The organism is Acinetobacter sp. ANC 7912 (assembly GCF_039862785.1).
In the GTDB taxonomy this organism is placed as follows: Bacteria; Pseudomonadota; Gammaproteobacteria; order Pseudomonadales; family Moraxellaceae; genus Acinetobacter; species Acinetobacter thermotolerans.
In genome coordinates this window covers 1,954,511-1,977,371 of sequence record NZ_CP156795.1, presented here as the reverse complement: position 1 = coordinate 1,977,371, position 22,861 = coordinate 1,954,511, and the positions used below count along the sequence as shown (strand labels likewise).

Below are 22,861 nucleotides of genomic sequence, written 5' to 3'. Positions count from 1 at the left end.
GTTATTGATTTAAAATTAATCAAATATCACCTTTCTAAATCTCCCATATTTAATCAAGGTAATGATCAGTCTTTTGTATGTTTCAACCTTCTTTCCTCATCTCTTTTAAAGAACTCTTGACTCAACATTATTTGCTCTTCAGAGGTAAGCGTCCGCTGAACCCCATGCCTATTTTTTTAATTTGAGTTGGATTTCCAGCGATGTGGTAGTAATTCTTCTATTTGGGTCGCTTTATGCGTCGGCAGCCTTTTCAGCACATCACTTAAATAGGCATACGGATCCAAGCCATTCAGCTTTGCTGACTGGATTAAAGTCATGATATTTGCCGCTCGCTGTCCACTGCGCAGCGAACCTGCAAACAACCAGTTCTTACGGCCCAATGCCCAGGGGCGCATTGAGTTCTCTGCCCAGTTATTGTCAATGGGTAGATTGCCATCATCCAGATAGCGGCTTAAGGCTGGCCAACGCTTCAGACTGTAATTGATGGCCTTGGCGGTTGGAGAACTCGATGGCACCGTCAGATAATGTTGGTTGAGCCATTCATACAGTTGTTGCATCACCGGTTGGCTGTGCTGTTGTCGGTATTCGCGGCGGTGTTCTGCTGTACTATCGGTCTTTTTCCTGAGTTCTGCTTCTATCGCATACAGTTTCTGAATCATCAGTAATGCCTGTTCAGCGATCTGACTTTTCCCAGTCACATGTAGCTCATGGAATTTACGACGTGCATGCGCCATGCAGCCCACCTCAATGACATCGCTTGATTTAAAGCGTGCTTTATAACCACTGTAATCATCACAGACCAGATGGCCCTGCCAGCCATTCAGGAACTCTTCTGCATGCTGACCTGAACGGCTATCCTGAAAGTCATAGATCACCGCTTGAACTGGATTGTACTGTGTAGTGGCATAGGCCCAGACATAACCTTTCTTCGGTTTTTTCTCATCATCACCCATCCGCATGATGGTGACCGGCGTTTCATCGGCATGGATCACCCGCTGTTGCAGCACCACCTCTTTTAAGGCATTGGCCAGAGGCTCCAGTTCTACACCGCAGCGACCTATCCAGTCAGATAAAGTAGATCTGGACAGATCAATGCCCGCCCGCTGATAGATCAGGCGCTGACGGTACAGCGGCAAATGATCGGCATACTTCGATACCAGCACATGGCTGAGCAGTTCAGGTGAAGCAATGCCTTTATCAATCACATAGGCGGGCATCGCTTGCTGAGTCAGGGTGTCACACTGATCACAGACCCATTTGCCACGCACATGCTGTTCCTTATAGAACTGTGCCGGTCTGAAATGCAGTTTTTCACTGATATCTTCGCCGATACGACGTAACTGGCAGCCACAACTGCATTGGGTTGATGCAGGTTCATGCTCAATACGGATGGTGTGTAGATGATCCGGCAGCAGTCGACGTTTAGGTTTGTTGACTGTGGCTTTCTCTGTCGCTGCATCGGTTTTATCTGCATTCAGCCGCTCCAGTTCCAAATCAACTGCTGCGATATCCTCTTCAACCGCTTCGTCCCACAGATGGATTTGTTTTGCGGTGAGATGTTCGTTTTTACTGCCAAATTTGTGCTGTTTAAATAGTGCGAGCTCATGCTCGTATTTTTGATTGAGAATAGAAAGATGTTGAACTTTGGCATCCAATTGCTGGTTTGATTTTTCTAATTCTTGATTTGATTGTGCTAGAGACTGATGCTGCATTGCCAACTGTCTGGTAAATTCCAGCAGTTGTTCATGGGTCAGTTGGCTTAAGTCAGGCAGCGTATTCATGACCGCAGTATGCCTGAGGTCATGAGAAGAATGAAATAGAACGTTTGGAGAATAGCAGAATGGAACAGCCTGGTTTAAAGCATCGTCACCACCTGCTGTCGTCCAATGCGCTGCCAGGGCAAACCTTGGATCAGTGCCTGTAACTGTTCCGGGCTGAGGGCCACGGTTTCACCTTGGTGAACTTGAGCCCAGTGAAATTTGCCCTGTTCCAGCCGCCGGGCACACAGCCAGATGCCCAGTCCATCATGTACCAGTACTTTCATGCGATGGCCACGTTTATTACAGAACAGGTAAGCACAATGCGGTTTGATGTAGCCAAAGGCTCTCACCACCTGAGCCATGGTCGTATCCATACCTGCACGCATGTCCATGGGCTGAGTAGACAACCAGATTTCATCAATGCGGATCATGTTGCAAGTGCCTTGAGTAATTCTGCCAAGGCAGGTATTTCTGATGTCTGCCATTTTAGCTGAATATCATTATTCGTATGAGGCACGGTGATACACAACGTGATCCTCTCATCAATAGGTTGGCTGATTGCAGCAGTGTAAGGCAAAGCAATAAATGCTGGATTCACATGAGTAGGATCCTGTACGGCACCCTCATGATGGCTGAAGATCCTGATCCAACGACTGACAAGGTTGGCATTAATACTATGTTGCAGTGCGACCGAAGCGATCGAGGTATTAGGATTTTTACAGGCATTGACAATACTGAGTTTGAATTCTTTGCTGTATTTTCTGCGTTTTTTAGCAACAGGAGGTGTTGCTGAATATATATCCATGTTCATGGATTAAGTCCCCACTTGTTTTTAGGTGGGAACTAAATTAAGGCTTATAGGATCGCTTGGTAAGGCTGTGTTAGCCGGATGCTTACCTCTAAAAAGCATGTACCAATAGTTAATCGTATTACGATTTAAATTGAGTAATAAGGCTGTTTTGGAAGCAGGAATATCAACACAAAAGCATTGAATAATTTTTTTAATCTTGTAGTGACTTAATTTACTGTTTTCTATCATGATTCTAGACTAACATAATCATTTTGCTAGTCTAGAGCCAAAACAATTACTTAAGTTGGTTCCCTCATTTAGGTTCATATCCTAACTTTTGTAAGCATTGTGCAAACTTATGGCAAGTTCATCAAAAAATCACAGCCCAATTAACTGCACATTATGGTCAGGATCATATTCATTTTATTGATGGATTTCCTATACCTGTTTGTCGTTATAGTCGAGCAAAAAGACACAAGAATTTCAAAGAACATGCAGGTTTTAGTTATTGTGCTGCACAACAAGAGAAATACTATGGTTTTAAAGGGCATCTTGTAATTAATTTGGAGGGTATGATTACTGGCTATACTTTCGCTCCAGCAAATGTAGATGAGCGTGATGTTGCACCAGAAATCACAGAAAATATTCATGGGTTACTAGGTGCAGATAAAGGTTACTTAAGACCCAGCTTGAAAGAATACTATAAATTTCAGTATGTTGATCTACAAACTCCTTTAAGAAAGAATATGCCGGACTCTAGATCTCAAGAATCAATGAGGTTGCTTATGAGAGCACGAAGGAAAATTGAAACGGTCATTGGTCAATTAACTGATCGCTTTAATATTCAAAAAGTAAGGGCAAGAGATTTATGGCGCTTATCGCATCGTTTTATCAGAAAGATTTTGTCACATACGGTCTGCGTCGTTATGAATAAAAAATGTGGTTATTCGCCGATTCAATTTGAAAAGCTTATTTAAAGTTGAGATTGGCGTTTAAATAATTAAAAAAATAAACTCTTTATAAAAGGTAGGTCTCAGGTAGGTGGGTTTCTTTTTCTCTTCATTCAATACTTAAATCACGGTGAGGGTCACCGATAATAAGATGAATGGTAGAAGGAATCGAACCATGGCTTTTAAGAATATCGCAGATCAAACAAACGGTTTTTATATCCCTTGTGTTTCACTTTTCGGTCCAGGCTGTGCCAAAGAAATTGGCGTTAAAGCACAAAATTTAGGTGCCAAGAAAGCCCTGATTGTGACCGATGAAGGCTTATACAAATTTGGTGTCGCAGATACCATCGCAAATTATTTAAAAGAGGCTGGTGTTGACAGCCATATCTTCCCAGGTGCAGAACCAAACCCAACCGATATTAACGTCCATAATGGCGTGCAAGCCTACAATGACAACGGCTGCGATTTTATTGTATCGCTCGGTGGCGGTTCATCACATGACTGTGCCAAGGGTATTGGTCTAGTCACTGCTGGTGGTGGTCATATCCGTGACTATGAAGGTATTGATAAAAGTACTGTGCCTATGACACCGCTTATTGCAGTGAATACTACAGCGGGTACTGCGTCGGAAATGACACGCTTCTGTATCATTACCAATACCGATACCCATGTCAAAATGGCAATTGTGGATTGGCGTTGTACCCCACTGATTGCGATCGATGATCCAAAACTGATGATTGCCAAGCCAGCAGGCTTAACTGCGGCAACAGGTATGGATGCACTGACTCATGCGGTAGAAGCCTATGTCTCTATAGCAGCCAATCCGATCACAGATGCCTGTGCAGAGAAAGCCATTACCATGATCAGTGAATGGCTGAGTCAGGCAGTGGCAAATGGTGAAAATATTGAAGCGCGTGATGCAATGAGCTATGCACAGTATCTGGCAGGCATGGCATTCAACAATGCATCACTCGGATATGTGCATGCGATGGCACACCAGCTGGGTGGTTTCTATAACCTGCCACATGGTGTATGTAATGCGATTTTGCTACCGCACGTATGCGAATTTAACCTGATTGCCTGTCCGGATCGCTATGCAAAAATTGCCCAGCTGATGGGTGTAAATACTGAAGGATTAACTGTGACTGAAGCAGCTTATGCAGCGATTGACGCGATTCGCCAGCTTTCAGCTTCAATTGGAATTCCATCTGGTCTGAAAGGCTTAGGGGTTAAAGAGGAAGACCTTGCCATTATGGCAGAAAATGCGCAAAAGGATGCCTGTATGCTGACCAACCCGCGTAAGGCTAGCCATGCACAAGTCGTAGAGATTTTTAAAGCGGCGCTGTAAGCCTCTATGTAAGTCGATTCTCTCCACTCGGCAGACTTACATTTTATGCAACCCTGTTCGCGCTTCTTAGGAAGTGCGCCAAGATAAACGTATCCCCATGCGATGATCTTGGCTGATCCTTACCACCCTTGATAAGGATATGGAGCAGGCGTTGCTCTTTTTTTGTAAGCGTCCGCTGAACACACCTTATGAATTCATCCTATAAGCCTTAATTTAGTCCCCACTTAAAAACAAGTGGGGACTAAAATTTATGACTACAAATCACCAGACATCCATCGCATCTCTTGCGAAAAAACGAAGAACATACAGTGCTGAATTTAAACAGCAGATCGTTCAGGCTTGTAAAGCACCGGACGTTTCAATTGCTTCGGTCGCTTTGCAACATGGATTGAATACAAATCTTGTATCCAAATGGATTCGCTTAATTGATGGTAAGCCAGGGAATGATCGCTCACCACTACCGAATAAACCTGCATTTATTGCCTTATCTTGCTCTGCACCATTAGATCCTACTCCTACTGACATGTTAACGGTTCAAATTACTTTACCCCACTCAAAAGTAGAAATTGGCTTGAAATGGCAAGTATCAGAAATATCTGCTTTAGCAGAATTACTCAAGGCACTTGCAACATGATCCGCATTGATGAAATCTGGCTTTCTAGCCAACCTCTGGATATGCGAGCAGGGATGGATACTATCATGGCTCAGGTGGTGAGAGCCTTTGGCTACATTAAACCGCATTGTGCTTACCTGTTCTGTAATAAACGTGGCCATCGCATGAAAGTGCTGGTACATGATGGACTGGGCATCTGGCTGTGTGCCCGGCGGCTGGAACAGGGAAAATTCCACTGGGCGCAGGTTCACCAGGGTGAAAGCATGGCGATCAGTCCGGAACAGTTACAGGCACTGATCCAAGGTTTGCCCTGGCAGCGCATTGGACGACAGCAGGTGGTGACGATGCTTTAAACCAGGCTGTTCCATTCTGCTATTCTCCAAACGTTCTATTTCATTCTTCTCATGACCTCAGGCATACTGCGGTCATGAATACGCTGCCTGACTTAAGCCAACTGACCCATGAACAACTGCTGGAATTCACCAGGCAGTTGGCGCTGCAGCATCAGTCTCTAGCACAATCAAACCAGCAATTAGATGCCAGAGTTCAACATCTTGAAGTCACCAATCAGCAATTAGATTCTAAAGTTCAACATCTTTCTATTCTCACTCAAAAATACGAGCATGAACTGGCGCTGTTTAAACGGCATAAGTTCGCCCAGAAGAATGAACACTTAACGACCAAACAAATCCACCTGTGGGACGAAGCGGTTGAAGAAGATATTGCCGCGGTTGATCTAGAACTGGAACGGCTAAATGCAGACAAAACCGATGCAGCGACACAGAAAGCCAAAACCAATAAACCTAAACGTCGACCACTGCCAGCTCATCTACACACCATCCGTATTGAGCATGAACCTGCATCAACCCAATGCGCTTGTGGCTGCCAACTCCGTCGTATCGGCGAAGATGTCAGTGAAAAACTGCATTTCAGACCGGCACAGTTCTATAAGGAACAGCATGTCCGTGGCAAATGGGTCTGTGATCAGTGTGACACCCTGACTCAGCAAGCGATGCCCGCCTATGTGATTGATAAAGGCATTGCTTCACCTGAACTGCTCAGCCATGTGTTGGTATCGAAATATGCCGATCATTTGCCGCTGTACCGTCAACGTCTGATCTATCAGCGGGCGGGAATCGAACTTTCTAGATCAACTTTATCTGACTGGATAGGTCGCTGCGGTGTAGAACTGGAACCTCTGGCCAATGCCTTAAAAGAGGTGGTACTACAACAGCAGGTGCTGCATGCAGATGAAACACCGGTCACCATCATGCGGATGGGTGAGAATGATAAAAAACCGAAGAAAGGTTATGTCTGGGCCTATGCCACTACACAGTACAATCCAGTTCAGGCAGTGATCTATGACTTTCAGGATAGTCGTTCAGGCCAGCATGCTGCAGAGTTCTTGAAAGGCTGGCAGGGCTATCTAGTCTGTGATGATTACAGTGGTTATAAAGCACGCTTTAAATCAGGCCAGGTCATAGAGGTGGGCTGCATGGCCCATGCACGTCGTAAATTCCATGAACTGCATGTGACCGGGAAAAGTCAGGTCGCTGAACAGGCATTAGTGCTGATTCAGAAACTGTATGCGATAGAAGCAGAACTCAGGAAAAAGACCGATGGTACAGCGGAAGACCGCCGCGAATACCGACAACAGCATAGTCAACCAGTGATGCAACAACTATATGAATGGCTCAACCAATATCATCTGACAGTGCCATCGAGTTCTCCCACCGCCAAGGCGATCAATTACACTCTGAAGCGTTGGCCAGCTTTAAGCCGCTATCTGGATGATGGCAATCTACCTATTTGCAATAATTGGGTCGAGAATCAGATGCGTCCCTGGGCGTTGGGGCGCAAGAACTGGCTGTTTGCAGGTTCGCTGCGCAGTGGTCAGCGAGCGGCAAACATCATGACGTTAATCCAGTCAGCAAAGCTAAATGGGCTGGATCCGTATGCCTATTTAAGTGATGTGCTGAAAAGGCTGCCGACGCATAAAGCGACCCAAATAGAAGAATTACTACCACATCGCTGGAAATCCAACTCAAATTAAAAAAATAGGCATGGGGTTCAGCGGACGCTTACCTTTTTTTGCCTAAATTTTTGCTTTCAAAAAATATATTTGGGCAGTTAATTCATCAGGGTATAGCTTATTAAAATTAACTGAATGAATTCGATAATAATAAAATACTGGAATGAGCAGAGTATTGCTAAAAGCTTATTCGTAGCATGAGCTAAATCAATAAAATGTTATAAAAAAATTATAATTCTAAAGTAGTTAAATGCTTTTTATATTTTTATAAGTTGAAATCTTCTTAATGGAAGATAGCCGTAATTATCTTGCTAACGAGAAGCCAAACAAGAAATGATCTGATTTTTAAATATCCTGAAATTTAAGCAGGGTTTGATGTACTGGATGACCTTTTGGCATCAGTTCAATCAGACGTTCAACCGCATCAATTGCTTCAGGAAAGCGAGCAACATGCTTAAGTAATACATCAGTTTCATTGGCTTTAAAAATGGCATCACTGAGACGTGATTCCAGACAATCCCGCCAAGCACATAAAAATGGGCTTTCAGTTTTTGCCAGAAAGACTCCGGTATACAGTTTTAAGGCTGAATCAATATAACCAGCATCAAGCGACTGTTCAGTCTGTAAGAAATCCGCTTCAACATGCGCCAGTAAACGGTAAGGACGCGAACCAAGCATACCGCCCAGAATATCGCGTAACTGTGACATTTCAGCTTTTAGCGTACCCATGCTGACTTTACGCTCGCCATAAAGTGCTTGATGTAGGCGATCCAGACTTAAACCTTGTGGGCATAAAGCCAAAATAGCGAGAATTTCAGTCTGGCGTGGGGTTATGGTCAGGGTCTTACCATTAAAAATCACCTGAGGTACAGAAAAGGCACGAATATATAAACGCTGTTTTTGCGATTCCAGTAAAGCAGATTGAATGATGGATGCACAACGTTCGGCTGCTAATAGCCCTAAGCTATTATGTTTTTGCCAGTGGGTGGACAGGTCAATGACCCCTAGAATCTGTTTGGAATAAGGATCAATAATGGGGGAGGCATAACAGACCAGATCTTGTACTGATGGCATGTAATGTTCGCTGGAAAACACGCAGCTCGATTGTTGGGTTTTAATGGATAGGGCAAGGGCATTGGTTCCGACCAGTTCCTCACGCCACTGACCTCCTTCAACTAAATGAATATTATCAGCAATTGTGCGCAATTCAGGGCAGGAGGCTCTCCATAGTACCGTACTGCCAATATCTCCAACGGCCAAAACCATAGAGGACTGTTCAGCAATATGCTTTAAATTTTCCGCACAATGTTCCAAGGCATGACTTAAAGCCGAAGAAGTGCTGATTTGTTTTATATCTGTTAATGGGGCAGCCAGACGATTTTTGGGAATCTCGGCTAAAGAAGAGCGCTGCCAGGAGCTAACAATGCTCTGTTCGAGTTGTGCTGCATGTGAAGGCGATAAACTGCTGCTTTGACGAAGCTGATCAATTTTTTGCCTTTGTTGTATTAAGCTCTGTTCTGTCATCATTCCTTATTCTCACAATAATTCATGATTTACATCCAAATGTAATTATTATTGTTTTTATGAGGAATCAAAAGAAATGTAAATCGGTTGAGTGCCAACCTTTCTCCAACCTTATAACGCGTATGTTAACTAAATAGAGTACGGATGTACCTTATACCAAAGCTGTAGATGCAGCATTTTTAAAGATTAAAATAAGCAAAGGAAATACATATGCGTTATATCGATCCGAACCAGCCTGGCTCAAAAGTTCATTTCAAAGCCCAGTATGACAACTTTATTGGTGGGCAATGGGTGCCACCCGTCAAAGGCGAATACTTTGACAATATTTCTCCTGTAGATGGCAAGCCATTTACCAAAGTGCCGCGTTCTAGCGTGGAAGATATCGAACTGGCGCTGGATGCTGCGCATAAAGCTAAAGTGCAATGGAATAAATCTTCGCCAACCACACGCTCTAATCTTCTGTTAAAAATTGCCGACCGTCTCGAAGCCAATCTGGAACTGCTGGCAGTGGCTGAAACCTGGGACAATGGCAAGCCAATCCGTGAAACCCTGGCCGCTGACATTCCTTTAGCGATTGATCATTTCCGCTATTTCGCTGGCTGTATCCGTGCGCAAGAAGGCGGTATTTCTGAGATTGATGAAGATACCATTGCCTACCATTTCCATGAGCCTTTAGGTGTGGTTGGTCAGATCATTCCATGGAACTTCCCGATCTTGATGGCAGCATGGAAATTGGCACCGGCTTTGGCTGCAGGCAATTGTATCGTTCTGAAACCGGCAGAGCAAACCCCGGTCAGCATTCTGGTGCTGGTGGAACTGATTCAGGACCTGTTACCTGAAGGTGTGCTAAATATTGTGAATGGCTATGGCATTGAAGTGGGACGTCCACTGGCTGTGAATCCGCGTATTGCCAAAATTGCCTTCACCGGTTCGACTGCTGTAGGTCAGCAAATCATGCAATATGCCACTGAAAATATTATTCCGGTAACACTGGAACTTGGTGGTAAATCACCGAATATTTTCTTTGAAGATGTCATGACACAGCAAGATGATTATCTGGAAAAAGCACTGGAAGGTTTCACCATGTTTGCCCTGAATCAGGGCGAAATCTGTACCTGTCCATCACGTGCTTTGGTACAGGAAAGTATTGCAGATCAGTTCCTGGAACTGGCAATTGATCGAGTCAAACGAATCAAAACTGGTCATCCACTCGATACTGAAACCATGATTGGTGCGCAGGCATCGCAGGAACAGCAGGACAAGATTCTGGGTTGTATTGCAACAGGTCGCGGCGAAGGTGCAGAAGTGCTTGTTGGTGGCGGTGCACGTCAGGAAGTCGGGCAAGGCTTCTACATTGAACCAACCATCTTTAAGGGTACCAATAACATGCGTACTTTCCAGGAAGAAATTTTTGGGCCAGTGCTGGCAGTAACCACCTTTAAAGACTTTAATGATGCGATCAGGATTGCTAACGATACGATTTATGGCCTAGGTGCTGGTGTCTGGTCACGTTCGGCACATACCTCGTATCGCGCTGGCCGTGCGATTGAAGCGGGTCGTGTCTGGACCAACTGCTATCATATCTATCCTGCTCATGCAGCCTTTGGTGGTTACAAGAAATCCGGGATCGGTCGTGAAAACCACAAGATGATGTTGGATCATTACCAGCAGACCAAAAACCTGTTGGTGAGTTATTCAACCAAGCCAGCTGGTTTCTTCTAAATAAAAGCAAAAAAGCGAACTTCGGTTCGCTTTTTTATAGTAGAGAATCTTTAATAAGTGGTATTTGAGATATAGATCACAGATGCTAATTAAAAACATGAATCAATTGAAATTTAACTTTATCGGAAAGTTGAAAAAATGAATGAAATAGGTTTTACATTTTGAAAAATTCTGGTTATAAGTAAGAGGTGGTTTTTATCCAGAACAACAAATCAACACTCAGGAAGGGTGCCTAAAGAAGCGTATTTTAAAAATGATGAAACGGGAGTTTTATAATGCTTCAACTACTGAAAAAACTATTCTGCTTGCACATTTATGAATATCAACATATGGAAGAGATTGGAACCCATTGGGAATGTCGCAAGTGTGGGGTCAATAAAGATTGATACTGAACAGAAAAAAGTGAGCATCTGCTCACTTTTTTTGTGCCTGAAATTTGGAAGATTCCGCTAAAATACCACCTGAATAAAGAGTTTCCACTGGTGCAACATGAGCAAAGACTTTCAGGCTGATACCTATATTGTTGATGATAATCTGGCAGATACCTTGCATTGGCTAAGCCTGCATCAGGACTGCTATGATTCTTTTCATTATGATGCTTTAAGTCAGACACTCACGGTCGAACATGCCAATGGTGCAGATGTGATCCGGGGCGGTGATTATCTGAATGCTAAATATGGGATTTTGATTACCGCACATAATTTTGCAGGTGCTAGGAGCAAAGAATAATTTTTTTCAAGAGAAATATGTTTGATTTAATTTTAGATCGGGCTTTTTTAATTTCAGTTTTTATCAATCTTTCCTTAGTTTTCTAACCATCATAACGAACAAAGCCCACTTAACGTGAGCTTTGTATTTCCAGCAATCAGATTATTTACTGTGATTACCATGGGTATCCTGTCCATGGAGATCTTTGCGGTGCTGTTTGTTAAATACCCGCTGATCCTGTTCATGCTGGTTATTTTTTGGAGAATTGACCGGCCCATGTTGAGGCTGTTGCTGTTGTTGCTGCAAGTGTTTCTTTTGGTACTCCTCTTGCAACTGTTCCAATAGCTCTTGGTTTGGATTTTTTGATGACATCATCATTCCTCCATTTCCTATGCCTGTCCCTTTTATGTCATAGTCTGAAACTCAGGTGTGTAAGGCTTTTAAGGGAATCTGTGACATCAGGTAAAGATGAAAATTAGCGGGATTTTGCCAGTTGTTCTTGAATCGCCCAATCGATATGCACCTGTACAATCTCATCATGTTGTACACGGCTATCCTGCAAGGCTTGGACAATAGCCGGGTTAAATGGCGCATTACCCAGGCCAATAGCGATATTGCGCATAAAGCTCTGATAACCAGTACGCCGTAGCGGACTGCCTTCTGTAGAGGCCAGAAAAGTGGCTTCATCCCATTGCCATAACTCCAGCAAACTGACCTGATCCAGGCCATGTCGTGGATGGAAATCGGCAATGGTGGTGGTCTTGGCAAAACTGTTCCATGGGCAGATCAGCTGACAGTCATCACAACCAAAGACACGGTTGCCGATACCTCTGCGTAATTCTTCAGGAATGATGCCTTTGTATTCGATAGTCAAATAAGCAATACAGCGCCGCGCATCCAGTAGATAGGGTTCAACAATCGCCTGGGTCGGGCAGATATCAATACAGGCTGTACAGGAACCACAGTGTTTCGATGCTGGTTCATCAAAAGGTAGGTCTAGTGAAGTAAACAGCTCCCCCAGAACAAAGAAGGAACCAGATTTTTTATGAATCAGTAGGGTGTGCTTACCGGTCCAGCCCATACCAGCATTTTCCGCCAGCGATTTTTCAAAAACTGGCGCAGAATCAGCAAAAGGACGCGATTCAAATTCTCCGACTTTTTCCCTGATTTTAGCTGCCAGTATTTTCAATCGGCCACGCATGGTTTTGTGATAGTCGCGTCCACGGGCATAGCGGGCAATAATCGCGGAGTTTGGTGTATCAGGCACCATTCTCGGCTCAGGTCTCTCGACCAGATAATCCATACGTACACAGATTACTGATTTGGTAGCTGGAATCAATAAAGTAGGATCAGCACGTTTTTCCAGATTCTCTTCCAAAAACTTCATCTCGCCGTGATAACCGCGCTCCAGATATTTCTGTAGACGGGGCAATTCTACTTGAGCATCCGGCCGGGCAATGACACAATCAGAAAAACCCAATTCTAGCGCCTGTACCTTGATCCATGCTTTTAGAGCTTCTGGATCTTCTTGAAAAACCTGAATTTGTGCGGGAGAATCGGGTGTAGTCATAAACCGGGAACAGGGAATAAAAAATGCAGCGACAAGTTTACCATAGCAGAGATATTCAAGCATGGGAGCAGCGCTGGTTTGCCCGGCAAAATAGTTCCTATGGCTTGATGCAGCAGGTGGCCTGGGGCATTGCACAACGCCTGATTCCTTTATTTGTTCAAGAGAACGTTCAAAAGGTCGCAGTCTGTTGTGGACAGGGCAATAATGCCGGAGATGGGTATCTGGTTGGAAAATATCTGCGACAGGCTGGATTTCAGGTGGAGATTTATGCCGCAGAAAAAGGCACTTCTCAGGATCTGGCTTTAGCCAGTCAGGAAGCCATGGATGCTGGTATAAAAGTCTATCCGCATTTTGATTTTCAGTCTGAATATGATGTTTATATTGATGCACTGTTTGGTATAGGCTTGAACCGTGAGCTGAATGAAGAATGGCAACAGATTATTCAACGCATCAATATTCAAACAGGTCTGAAAATCGCAATCGATATTCCAAGCGGTTTAAATGCCAATACTGGACAACCGCTGCCGGTCGCTGTGCAAGCCGACTGTACCTATACCGCACTTGGCCTGAAGGCGGGATTATTTACTGGACAGGGCCAGGAGTTTGCAGGGCAGGTGGAATGTATCACTGCTATTCCAACCGATGCAGAGCTAAAATCGGTTGCTCAATTATCCAATACCGATATCCATTTACCGAAACGTCTGGCTTTTGGGCATAAAGGAAGTTACGGGCATGTGCTAGTGATTGGCGGGCATGCCGATATGGGCGGTGCGGTGATTATGGCGGCGGAAGCAGCTTTTGCTGCGGGAGCTGGTAAGGTGACCGTTGCTTGTGATGCCAAACACCATATGTCGATTCTATCCCGTGCGCCGAATATCATGCTGCGGGATATTAATGCTTTAGATGAAGGTCAGCGAGACGACTTGCTGCAACAGGTCGATGCAGTTTGTTTCGGAATGGGTTTGGGCCGTGATTTGTGGGCAGAGCAGCATTATCAGTTCTGGTTTAGCGCTATTCAACAGTCTGATCTAGAAATTGTTTTAGATGCCGATGCACTCTGGTTCCTGGCTAAACAACCACAATCTTTAAATGACCAAACTTATTGCACCCCGCATCCGGGCGAAGCAGCGACTTTACTCGAAAGTAGAGCTAAAGAGGTTGAAGTGGATCGCATTGCAGCAATTCATGCCTTGCAGCAGAAGTATCAGGGGCAGTGGGTACTTAAAGGTTCAGGTAGCCTGATTCTGGAAGATCAGCTCTATATCTGTACCGCTGGAAATCCGGGGATGGGCACGGGTGGTATGGGGGACGTACTTGCTGGAATGATTGCCAGTCTGAAAGCCCAATTTCATGAAAATCTTCATTTACATGAAATCGTGACCTTGCATGCCCTGGCTGGAGATGAGCTGGCGAAATCGGGTCAGCGTGGTTTACAGGCGCAAGATATGAAACAGGCAATATATAAAGTAGTGAATCTTTAAGGGTCGAATAATGATGCAGGCAGTAAAACTGACGATTTCTGGAAAAGTACAAAAAGTCGGTTATCGAAACTGGTTTGAAGCTCAAGCACTAGAATTAGGCCTAAATGGCTATGTACGGAATTTGCCCACTGGACAAGTCGAAGCTGTGGTTGTCGGGGAAAAAGATAAAATTCAAATGATAATTCAGCGTAGCTGGAAAGAACCTTCACTTGCAAATGTAGAAAATATAGAATCTGTTGAAATAGCTACGCCTCAAATAATTGATGATTTTAAAATCGTAAAATAAAAAAGGATCAATGTATGTCTGAGCAAGTAATGTTTGTTTTATTACTGATAGTTTTGATATTACTTTATGTTTTATTTAAGGGAAAAAGAAATAATATTAATTCAAATAAAGCCCATAGACAGAATCCTTCCAGAAATTTTTTACAGAAAGTTCAGAAAGCTTTCCCAGCATATAAAGTTATCCATAAAAATGAAGCTTTTATGATTTGTGAAATCAATCATCGAAATGAACCGGAAGAAATAGTATTTATTCGGATATATCCTCAGCAATCTAAACAAATAAAAAAATCCGGTCGTATGCTAATTGCAAATTATCCAACATTTCCTACTATATCTGAAATGAAACGAGATTTCGGTAAGTATCTATAATTAACGTCTTCTGCTGGCACGACTACGTCCACGAGCCATACCGCCTAGGGCATTTAACACGGCCATTTTGTTCATGCTGCCAGAAGCATGGGCATGGCAGATGGCTGCAGCCAGTGCATCGGCAGCATCCTGTTGCGGTTTGATGGTCAGGTTTAGAATTCGCATCACCATCATCTGCACCTGTTCTTTTTCTGCTGCACCGTAGCCCACTACAGACTGCTTGATTTGCCGTGCCGTATATTCCGCTACTTGCAGATCTAAATTAACTAGTGCTGCAATGGCAGCACCACGAGCTTGACCCAGTTTTAGTGCTGAGTCCGGGTTTTGTGCCATAAATACTTGTTCTACCGCCGCTTCCGTTGGGCCATAGAACTTTACAATTCGTTCAACCCCAGCAAATATTCGTTTTAATCGTTCGGGCATTTCCGCAGTTTCCGTCCGGATCGTACCTGCATCGACGAAAGTCAGTTTTGAACCTTCTTTTTGAATGATACCGTACCCCGTAAGACGTGAACCTGGGTCAATCCCAATAATTAATGACATGCCTGCACTTTAAAAATAAAATAATGCCCTTATTGTTACATAAGCGTATCAAAAAAGCTTGATCCTGATGAAGCGGTTGATTACAGCGCCCTTAATTTTTTAATAGAGATTAGATTAATTTTCATGAAATTATTTCTTTTTATCCTGGTTGGCTTGATCCTGGAAGTATTTGTGTGGATCGGCGTGGGTGACCTCGTCGGGAGCATGTGGTACGTATTTTTCTGGTTTGTGGCTGCCTTCTTTATCGGGATGAACCTGATCCGTAAATACTCGGCGGGTATGATGCCGCAAATGCAACAGATGCAAATGGGGCAGATGAGTGCTGATCCAGCCATGACCAACAATCTGCCTAAAATCCTGGCGGGTTTCTTCCTGCTGATTCCAGGTCTGATCACAGATGTGCTGGCTGTACTCATGCTGATTCCACCGGTACAGCAGGCATTTAAAGCGGCAATGATGAAAGTCATGATGAAACGCCAGCAAGCCATGATGGAAAAAATGATGGGTGGCATGATGGGCGATATGGGCGGAGCACAAGGTCAAAACCCATTTGCAGAAATGATGCGCCAGATGCAAGACATGCAGAACCAGCAGGGCGGTCGTGGCGATTCAACCATTATTGATGGTGAGGCACGTGAAGTAACCCCAGATGCGAAAAAAATTGAAATGAAAGACGTGAATCAAAAATAAAATTTGATCATATTAAGCCGGATTAACTGATCCGGCTTTTTTATGTGCCTAAATCAAGATAAAACTACTACGAAAAATTAAACAAAAGTTATAATGCTGCAGTCTCAGTGATCACTGAAAGGAGAAAGATGTCTTTGCTTTTAACCATTTGCGGTCTGCATTTTATTGCCCAACTCAGTCCGGGACCGGACGTTCTCCTGATTGCTCGTAGTGCAGCATCAACTTCACGTGCCAATGCACTAAAAATCATTGCCGGGATATCGGTCGGGATTGTGGTCTGGGTCGTCCTGACGCTGGCTGGTTTTACCGTATTGATTGACCAGTTTGCATGGATACAACAGGTGCTCATGCTGGTGGGGGGAGCTTTCCTGGCAAAAATGGGCTGGGGAATGCTAAAAGGTGGATTGCAGGCATTCAAGCAGCGCAATGTGACGACTGATGATTCTTTGGTGGTGAATGAGCCAAAAAGCTATTTTATGTTGGGTTTGTTCACCAATCTGTCTAATCCCAAGACCTTGATTTATTTCAGTAGCGTATTCTCATTAGCCCTAAGTTCTTCTGCTTCGGATTATTTGAAATCCCAATTAGCAGTGATTATTCCACTACAGACTTTTATCACTTTCGCATTGCTGATGTTGTTGATTTCCCAGCCTAAAATTAAAGTGCTGTATCAGCGTGCCGGTAGCTATATTGATCTGATTTCAGGGGTACTGTTTCTGATCTTTGCGATCTGGCTTTGGTATGATGCCTTAATCCTCATGAATTAAGAATTTTGATCAGACTGAGCCTGATCATTAGCAAGAGGGGAAACAGCAGTTTCCTCTTTTTTTTCGGCCAGTTTTTGACTGGAACTATAGCGGTTCGGTTTAAGCGTAGTTTCAGTATTTTCTGAACCTTGATAGCTACGACTGCGGTTAGCACGCTCTCTTAAACCACCTTTACGAATCAGTTGAACCATATCAATCTTTTCTATGCTTCTATTCTATACAACACTGGTTTTATTGTAATGCAATTGGGATGATTGCTGTTGAATGATATAGAAGCACAGTTTAAAAAAATATCTCAGACAACATGCGAACAGTTTTTCAGGCCTGATCTAGAAAGATCAGGCCGCCGAGAAGAATTAACCGTTAGAAGAATAATTGTCGTTATACGTGATTGTTAGGATGAATTATGATCAGGATGATTTTTGTTTTGTTTCAAGTTGCAGAGCACTGAAAATCGTATCTTTAGCTGGTACTTCTTGGGTATGTGTCTGTACATAGACTGGCACAACCTTAACTACAATTGCCGCTGCCAGACAGGTGATCAGGCAGAACATCCAGAAGCCATACGGACTGCGAATGCTATGCGAACCACAATCTGGGCAAGAAGTTTCAGTGGATGAAACGGTTCGATTGCAACATGCACAATGATATTGGTAATGCACTGTATCTTCTCCTTATTATCTTTTTCTTATCGTTTTTATTTTTAAACATCATGTCCTTGATGTTTGTTTATATTATGTGAGGGATTGTTTGTATTCGATAGTCTTGATTGAGGCGGGCGGTGTAAGAGATTGCCGACAACGCAATTAGAAAAGAAAAATGATCTTTAGCTTAGTTTGAATTAAAGATTTGAGAGTTGATGTCTATGAATTGGATGACTTAAGGGGAGATGATCTATTGATATATCACCTGATTAAAAAGCAAAAAGCCTGCAGAAGCAGGCTTTTTGTGTCAATCTGGACTTATTGACCAGAGCGGATGATGTAATCGAATGCAGACAGTGATGCTTTGGCACCTTCACCAGTCGCGATGATGATCTGTTTGTATGGAACAGTGGTACAGTCACCTGCAGCAAATACACCTTTCACATTGGTTTCGTTGCGTTCGTTAATCACGATCTCACCACGGTTGGTTAACTCAACTTTAGTTTCTTTTAAGAAATCAGTGTTAGGTAACAAACCGATTTGTACAAAGATACCCGCCAATTCAATGGTGTGCTCTTCATCAGTTGCGCGGTCTTTGTATTTCAAGCCAGTTACTTGTGAACCATCACCAATCACTTCTGTAGACAGGGCATTTTTGATCACGGTGGTGTTCGGCAAGCTGTTCAATTTGTCTTGCAGTACTTGGTCCGCACGCAGTTTGGTATCAAACTCAACCAGAGTCACATGCTCAACAATACCAGCAAGGTCAATCGCAGCTTCAACACCAGAGTTACCCCCACCGATGACTGCAACACGTTTACCTTTGAACAATGGACCATCACAGTGTGGACAATACGCAACACCACGGGTACGGTATTCTGCTTCACCCGGAACGTTCATCTCTCTCCAGCGGGCACCAGTTGAAAGAATTACAGTTTTAGATTCCAGTTTTGCACCATTTTCCAGAGTGACTTCAACCAGACCATTGGCAGTTTCATCTGCACCTTTGATGTCAGAGACACGTTGCAGGTTCATGATATCCACACCGTATGAACGGACATGTGACTCCATTTCAGCGGCAAACTTTGGACCTTGAGTTTTTTGAACTGAAGTGAAGTTCTCAATGTCCATGGTATCCATCACCTGACCGCCCATGCGTTCAGCTACGATGCCAGTGTTAATACCTTTACGTGCTGCGTAGATCGCTGCAGTGTTACCTGCAGGGCCACCACCGATGACAAGCACATCAAATGCATCTTTAGCATTGAGTTTTTCAGCTTCTTTGGCTGCAGAGTTAGTGTCCAGTTTGGCAATGATTTCTTCTAAAGTCATACGACCTTGGCCGATGTGTTCACCGTCCTGGAATACCATTGGTACTGCCATAATTTTGCGTTCTTCCACTTCTTCCTGGAAGAAAGCACCATCGATCATGGTCGTAGTTGTGCCAGGGTTGTAAATCGCAATCAGATTCAAAGCCTGAACCACATCTGGACAGTTATGGCAGCTTAAAGAAACAAACACATCAAAATCTGATTTGATATTCAGGTCTTTAATAGACTGTAAAACTTCATCAGAAACTTTCGGTGCATAACCAGAAGTTTGTAGCAATGCCAGAATCAAAGATGTGAACTCGTGACCCATTGGCAAGCCTGCAAAGAACACACGAGGCTGTTCACCAGCTTTTGCCACACCGAAGCTTGGTGCACGTTTGTTTTGACCGTCGAAACGTGCAGTCACTTGTGGTGAAAGCACAGCGATTTCTTCTACCAGTTCTTTAATTTTGGCTGATTTGTCAGAAGCGTCCAGAGTGGCAACCAGTTCGATTGGACCTTCAAGGCGTTCCAAAAGGGTTTTAAGTTGAGCTGTTGTATTTTGATCTAACATTGCTAACGTCTCCAAAGGAGTAATTATTCATTCGATGAAGTCATATTAAGCGAAATGGTTGAATAGGTAAAACAGGTAGTTTTTATTTATTCAATCGAATTTTCAGATAAAATGAAAATTTCATCATTAATTTCAGTGTTATATCGGGGTAATAATGGAAATTTCAAGTGTTGTTCTGGTTTAAAGCCAATTTTTAGTTAAGATGATCATTTCCAAAATGAAAGAGTATAACGATGCAACTTCAGCGCGGTATTTATCAACATTACAAGGGTAAACTTTATCAAGTTTTACATGTCGCGACCCACAGTGAAACTGAAGAAAAACTGGTGGTTTATCAATGCCTATATGGTGATTATTCGATTTGGGTGCGTCCACTCAGTATGTTTACTGAAACCATTACTTTAGATGATGACCGCGAGCTGGAGCGTTTTAAACTGGTCATTCCAGAATAAACATCCAAAGGTAGAAAGAAGATCATCATCGATCAAGCTTGAGATCTTTATATACATTGTATGAACTTTATGCACGTTTGATGAGTGAGCATTTATTGCATTATCGTAATAGTGAACCAGAATCTATTGGAAAGACCTGCTGCAATTGCTCAAGCAGCAGGGCAGTTTGCTGGTGGTAGGAAATGTATAGTCGCATGCCGATCAAGTCATCGGATTTAAGGCGCTAGTCGATGCTGATTGACGGTTTATTGCTTCAACCGTGAATATGGGTGCCGGGCTGTTATTGCTGAGTTATCAATAAGGTTACAATTAAGCACTGTAAATTCGGGTGAAATTTAAATCATATTCCAGGTATTTTTTGATAAACGCGGCCTTGTCATCGCGCCTGAGCAGATTGTCATAAATATATTCAGGTACAGGGTGATAAAGCTCGGCCAATCCGTTGTTATAAAAAATTTTCAGGTGTCGGCTAGAAGCATTATATTTCCAGGAAATTACCGTTAAAAGTAGAGCCATACTACACCTCCAATAAAATTGAGGATTTAGGTTTAATTCTTATCGGTCTATGTCTTGAACTTAAATCGCGAATACTAATTTCTATAGCGTTGTTTTGTAATTTCTCCTTATATTTTTCTACTAATTTCAGACAGAAAATGGCGAAAGTGTTTTCTTTCTATCATCTACCTACTAGCATCAATTACACAAGCAAAAAATATGCTCATTCCGGATACGGAATGAAAGAAAACACTACAAAAACTTTAAGGTTGTTGAAAAAATCTGCTCTAAGATGAAGGCAAAATAAAAACCAAATCGAGTTTTAGCATCATGCAATTATTTAAATGCTCCCACTGTCGTCAACCTGTTTATTTTGATAATAATTTATGTATGGCCTGCAATCATGTCCTGGGGTTTGACAGTTCGAACATGCAGATGGTGGCATTGGAACCCAATCAGGAAGGTACTCTTTATATTGAATCAGATACTCAAGCCAACTATCGACTTTGTTCTAATGCGCAATATGGAGTTTGTAACTGGGTCATCCCAGAAGAAGATCCGCACGATTTTTGTCTGGCCTGTCGCTTAAACCGTATTATTCCAAATCTAAACGAACCACAGTATCGCCAGCGCTGGCACAAAATTGAACTGGCTAAGCATCGTTTAGTGTATTCATTACTGCGCTGGAAATTACCGATTCAGTCGCGTCTGGACAATCCAGAATCTGGTTTGGCTTTTGACTTTAAAGCCAATCCCAACAGTCCGGATGAACCCAAGGTAATGACAGGGCATGACAATGGTGTGATTACCCTAAACATTGCTGAAGCAGATGACGTAGAATGCGCAATGGAACGCAAAAATATGGAGGAAGTTTACCGGACTTTATTAGGACATTTTCGTCATGAAATCGGGCATTATTACTGGGATGTGCTGGTGGATAACACAGAGTTTCTGGAACCGTGCCGGGAGCTGTTTGGCGATGAGCGCATGGATTATCAAGAAGCCTTAGATCGGCACTATCATCAAGGTCCACCGTTTGACTGGACAGAGCGCTATATCAGTACTTATGCCACTATGCATCCATGGGAAGACTGGGCGGAAACCTGGGCGCATTACCTGCATATTGTGGATGTGTTAGAGACTGCTGATTCTTTCGGGATTCAAATTCGCCCGCATGTGGTAGATGAGCAGAATGACCAGTTGATGGTCTTGTCTCAACCGATTAACCCGTATTACAGCTACGATTTTGATGAAATCTATCAGGCCTGGTTACCGGTAGCCTTTGCTATGAATAGCCTGAATCGGAGCATGGGGCAGGAGGACTTTTATCCTTTCCTGATTAATCCGGTGGTACAGCAGAAACTGAAATTCATTCATGATGTCATTCAGAAAACTGCCAGTGCACAGCGAAAGGTTGCTTAAATATTCCCTTTAAAAATTCGTGCAATAAAAAAACCACGCCAAGGCGTGGTTTTTTTAATCAGTTCAATCTAATACAGATTAGATTTTACCAACTAGGTCGATTGAAGGAGCAAGAGTTGCGTCGCCTTCTTTCCATTTAGCTGGGCAAACTTCGCCTGGGTGAGCGTGTACGTATTGAGCTGCTTTAACTTTGCGAAGCAGTTCTTGAGCGTCACGGCCAATACCGCCAGCGTTGATTTCGATGATTTGGATTTTACCTTCTGGATCGATAACGAAAGTACCACGATCTGCAAGGCCGTCAGCTTCGATTAGCACTTCGAAGTTTTTAGCAAGAGTCCAAGTAGGATCGCCAACCATTACGTATTGGATTTTTTTGATTTCTTCAGAAGAATCGTGCCAAGCTTTGTGAGTGAAGTGAGTGTCAGTAGAAACTGAGTAAATTTCAACACCAAGTTTTTTGAATTCTTCGTAGTTGTCAGCAAGGTCACCTAGTTCAGTTGGGCAAACGAAAGTGAAGTCAGCTGGATAGAAGAATACTACAGACCATTTGCCTTTAAGGTCAGCTTCAGTAACTTCGATGAATTTGCCGTTTTGGAATGCTTGTGCTTTGAAAGGTTTAACTTCAGTATTAATCAAGCTCATCATTGTCTCCATGATTGAGGTTAGTCTTTAATTTTCAGTAAGAGTATCGAACTTTGGGCCTTAGCTAAAATGGTATTTTTACATTACAAAAATCGGAAAAACCGAATTATGTAATAAAACCGCCAATTTACCCATGTCATCGTTATGTTCATTCGCACAGCAACACGCTG

At 43.2% G+C, this 22,861-nt stretch carries 25 protein-coding genes and 2 pseudogenes; 14 read left to right on the top strand and 13 right to left on the bottom strand.

Features of this window, described 5'->3' with window-relative positions; genetic code table 11:
* Positions 1-176: 176 nt before the first annotated feature.
* From tnpC (ABEF84_RS09770) to ABEF84_RS09755, 4 genes and pseudogenes are all read right to left on the bottom strand, one after another.
* Positions 177-1,781, bottom strand: a complete 1,605-nt coding sequence (gene tnpC, locus ABEF84_RS09770; protein WP_347473671.1) for an IS66 family transposase — start codon at positions 1,779-1,781, stop codon at positions 177-179.
* A gap of 74 nt (positions 1,782-1,855) precedes the next feature.
* The gene (tnpB, locus tag ABEF84_RS09765; RefSeq protein ID WP_000618091.1) at positions 1,856-2,191 is read right to left on the bottom strand and encodes an IS66 family insertion sequence element accessory protein TnpB; all 336 of its coding nucleotides are present in this window, start codon (positions 2,189-2,191) and stop codon (positions 1,856-1,858) included.
* Positions 2,188-2,571, bottom strand: a complete 384-nt coding sequence (locus ABEF84_RS09760) for a transposase (protein ID WP_001055585.1) — start codon at positions 2,569-2,571, stop codon at positions 2,188-2,190. The genes tnpB (ABEF84_RS09765) and ABEF84_RS09760 overlap by 4 nt, the downstream gene beginning before the upstream one ends.
* Before the next feature lie 87 nt (positions 2,572-2,658).
* Positions 2,659-2,799 (bottom strand): annotated as a pseudogene (locus ABEF84_RS09755) (IS1595 family transposase); the annotation flags it as partial.
* A gap of 38 nt (positions 2,800-2,837) precedes the next feature.
* Here ABEF84_RS09755 and ABEF84_RS09750 point away from each other — a divergent pair.
* From ABEF84_RS09750 to tnpC (ABEF84_RS09730), 5 genes and pseudogenes are all read left to right on the top strand, one after another.
* A pseudogene (locus ABEF84_RS09750) lies at positions 2,838-3,527 on the top strand (IS982-like element ISAba825 family transposase); the annotation flags it as partial.
* 148 nt (positions 3,528-3,675) lie between these two features.
* Complete coding sequence (locus ABEF84_RS09745; protein ID WP_034582942.1) at positions 3,676-4,848, top strand: iron-containing alcohol dehydrogenase; 1,173 nt, start codon at positions 3,676-3,678, stop codon at positions 4,846-4,848.
* 250 nt (positions 4,849-5,098) lie between these two features.
* Positions 5,099-5,482: an IS66-like element accessory protein TnpA gene (gene tnpA / locus ABEF84_RS09740; RefSeq protein WP_005404026.1), complete on the top strand. Its 384-nt coding sequence runs from the start codon at positions 5,099-5,101 to the stop codon at positions 5,480-5,482.
* Complete coding sequence (gene tnpB / locus ABEF84_RS09735) at positions 5,479-5,814, top strand: IS66 family insertion sequence element accessory protein TnpB (protein ID WP_176536922.1); 336 nt, start codon at positions 5,479-5,481, stop codon at positions 5,812-5,814. Before tnpA ends, tnpB (ABEF84_RS09735) begins: the two co-directional genes overlap by 4 nt.
* A gap of 74 nt (positions 5,815-5,888) precedes the next feature.
* Positions 5,889-7,514, top strand: a complete 1,626-nt coding sequence (gene tnpC, locus ABEF84_RS09730; protein WP_347473660.1) for an IS66 family transposase — start codon at positions 5,889-5,891, stop codon at positions 7,512-7,514.
* A gap of 324 nt (positions 7,515-7,838) precedes the next feature.
* On the opposite strand, the gene ABEF84_RS09725 is transcribed toward tnpC (ABEF84_RS09730), so the two are convergent.
* Positions 7,839-9,020, bottom strand: coding sequence for a transcriptional regulator (locus tag ABEF84_RS09725; protein ID WP_034582940.1), 1,182 nt, complete (start codon positions 9,018-9,020; stop codon positions 7,839-7,841).
* 207 nt (positions 9,021-9,227) lie between these two features.
* Between ABEF84_RS09725 and ABEF84_RS09720 the strand changes: the two genes are divergently transcribed.
* A complete protein-coding gene (locus ABEF84_RS09720) occupies positions 9,228-10,739 on the top strand; it encodes an aldehyde dehydrogenase family protein (RefSeq protein ID WP_034582938.1) in 1,512 nt (503 codons plus the stop codon).
* A 489-nt stretch (positions 10,740-11,228) separates the two neighbouring features.
* Positions 11,229-11,468 carry a hypothetical protein gene (locus tag ABEF84_RS09715; protein WP_034582936.1) on the top strand — a complete coding sequence of 80 codons (240 nt, stop codon included), beginning with the start codon at positions 11,229-11,231 and terminating at the stop codon, positions 11,466-11,468.
* 141 nt (positions 11,469-11,609) lie between these two features.
* Here the strand turns inward: ABEF84_RS09715 and ABEF84_RS09710 are convergent, their stop codons facing one another.
* Positions 11,610-11,825, bottom strand: coding sequence for a hypothetical protein (locus tag ABEF84_RS09710; protein WP_034582931.1), 216 nt, complete (start codon positions 11,823-11,825; stop codon positions 11,610-11,612).
* Positions 11,826-11,922: 97 nt separating this feature from the next.
* Positions 11,923-13,017, bottom strand: a complete 1,095-nt coding sequence (gene queG, locus ABEF84_RS09705) for a tRNA epoxyqueuosine(34) reductase QueG (protein ID WP_034582925.1) — start codon at positions 13,015-13,017, stop codon at positions 11,923-11,925.
* Positions 13,018-13,040: 23 nt separating this feature from the next.
* Here queG and ABEF84_RS09700 point away from each other — a divergent pair, with 23 nt between their 5' ends.
* The 3 genes from ABEF84_RS09700 to ABEF84_RS09690 are packed head-to-tail and all read left to right on the top strand — an operon-like array spanning position 13,041 to position 15,152.
* A complete protein-coding gene (locus ABEF84_RS09700) occupies positions 13,041-14,498 on the top strand; it encodes a bifunctional ADP-dependent NAD(P)H-hydrate dehydratase/NAD(P)H-hydrate epimerase (protein WP_034582923.1) in 1,458 nt (485 codons plus the stop codon).
* A 10-nt stretch (positions 14,499-14,508) separates the two neighbouring features.
* On the top strand, positions 14,509-14,784 hold the full coding sequence (locus ABEF84_RS09695; protein WP_375730986.1) for an acylphosphatase: 276 nt from the start codon (positions 14,509-14,511) through the stop codon (positions 14,782-14,784).
* A 14-nt stretch (positions 14,785-14,798) separates the two neighbouring features.
* The gene (locus ABEF84_RS09690; RefSeq protein WP_227504115.1) at positions 14,799-15,152 is read left to right on the top strand and encodes a hypothetical protein; all 354 of its coding nucleotides are present in this window, start codon (positions 14,799-14,801) and stop codon (positions 15,150-15,152) included.
* Here the strand turns inward: ABEF84_RS09690 and ruvC are convergent, their stop codons facing one another.
* Positions 15,153-15,695 carry a crossover junction endodeoxyribonuclease RuvC gene (ruvC, locus tag ABEF84_RS09685; protein ID WP_034582920.1) on the bottom strand — a complete coding sequence of 181 codons (543 nt, stop codon included), beginning with the start codon at positions 15,693-15,695 and terminating at the stop codon, positions 15,153-15,155.
* 123 nt (positions 15,696-15,818) lie between these two features.
* On the opposite strand from ruvC, the gene ABEF84_RS09680 reads away from it, so the two are divergent.
* Together ABEF84_RS09680 and ABEF84_RS09675 are read left to right on the top strand one after the other, a co-directional pair.
* On the top strand, positions 15,819-16,385 hold the full coding sequence (locus ABEF84_RS09680) for an FxsA family protein (protein WP_034582917.1): 567 nt from the start codon (positions 15,819-15,821) through the stop codon (positions 16,383-16,385).
* Positions 16,386-16,513: 128 nt separating this feature from the next.
* Complete coding sequence (locus ABEF84_RS09675; RefSeq protein ID WP_034582915.1) at positions 16,514-17,152, top strand: LysE family transporter; 639 nt, start codon at positions 16,514-16,516, stop codon at positions 17,150-17,152.
* On the opposite strand, the gene ABEF84_RS09670 is transcribed toward ABEF84_RS09675, so the two are convergent.
* The 3 genes from ABEF84_RS09670 to ahpF all read right to left on the bottom strand — a co-directional run bounded on the left by ABEF84_RS09670 (position 17,149) and on the right by ahpF (position 19,680).
* Entirely contained in the window at positions 17,149-17,343 is a 195-nt protein-coding gene (locus ABEF84_RS09670) for a hypothetical protein (protein ID WP_034582912.1), read from the bottom strand. The two genes, ABEF84_RS09675 and ABEF84_RS09670, sit on opposite strands and share 4 nt — an antisense overlap.
* A gap of 219 nt (positions 17,344-17,562) precedes the next feature.
* On the bottom strand, positions 17,563-17,814 hold the full coding sequence (locus ABEF84_RS09665; protein ID WP_034582910.1) for a hypothetical protein: 252 nt from the start codon (positions 17,812-17,814) through the stop codon (positions 17,563-17,565).
* Between the two features lie 300 nt (positions 17,815-18,114).
* Positions 18,115-19,680 (bottom strand): alkyl hydroperoxide reductase subunit F, encoded by a 1,566-nt coding sequence (gene ahpF, locus ABEF84_RS09660; protein WP_347473670.1) that lies wholly within the window; start codon positions 19,678-19,680, stop codon positions 18,115-18,117.
* A 233-nt stretch (positions 19,681-19,913) separates the two neighbouring features.
* On the opposite strand from ahpF, the gene ABEF84_RS09655 reads away from it, so the two are divergent.
* Positions 19,914-20,132: a DUF1653 domain-containing protein gene (locus ABEF84_RS09655; RefSeq protein WP_034586964.1), complete on the top strand. Its 219-nt coding sequence runs from the start codon at positions 19,914-19,916 to the stop codon at positions 20,130-20,132.
* A 309-nt stretch (positions 20,133-20,441) separates the two neighbouring features.
* Here ABEF84_RS09655 and ABEF84_RS09650 read toward each other — a convergent pair whose 3' ends face one another.
* Positions 20,442-20,648, bottom strand: a complete 207-nt coding sequence (locus tag ABEF84_RS09650; protein WP_034586966.1) for a KTSC domain-containing protein — start codon at positions 20,646-20,648, stop codon at positions 20,442-20,444.
* Between the two features lie 309 nt (positions 20,649-20,957).
* Between ABEF84_RS09650 and ABEF84_RS09645 the strand changes: the two genes are divergently transcribed.
* The gene (locus ABEF84_RS09645; protein ID WP_347452862.1) at positions 20,958-22,049 is read left to right on the top strand and encodes a putative zinc-binding peptidase; all 1,092 of its coding nucleotides are present in this window, start codon (positions 20,958-20,960) and stop codon (positions 22,047-22,049) included.
* 78 nt (positions 22,050-22,127) lie between these two features.
* Here the strand turns inward: ABEF84_RS09645 and ahpC are convergent, their stop codons facing one another.
* Positions 22,128-22,691, bottom strand: coding sequence for an alkyl hydroperoxide reductase subunit C (gene ahpC, locus ABEF84_RS09640; protein ID WP_034586972.1), 564 nt, complete (start codon positions 22,689-22,691; stop codon positions 22,128-22,130).
* Positions 22,692-22,861: the final 170 nt, after the last annotated feature.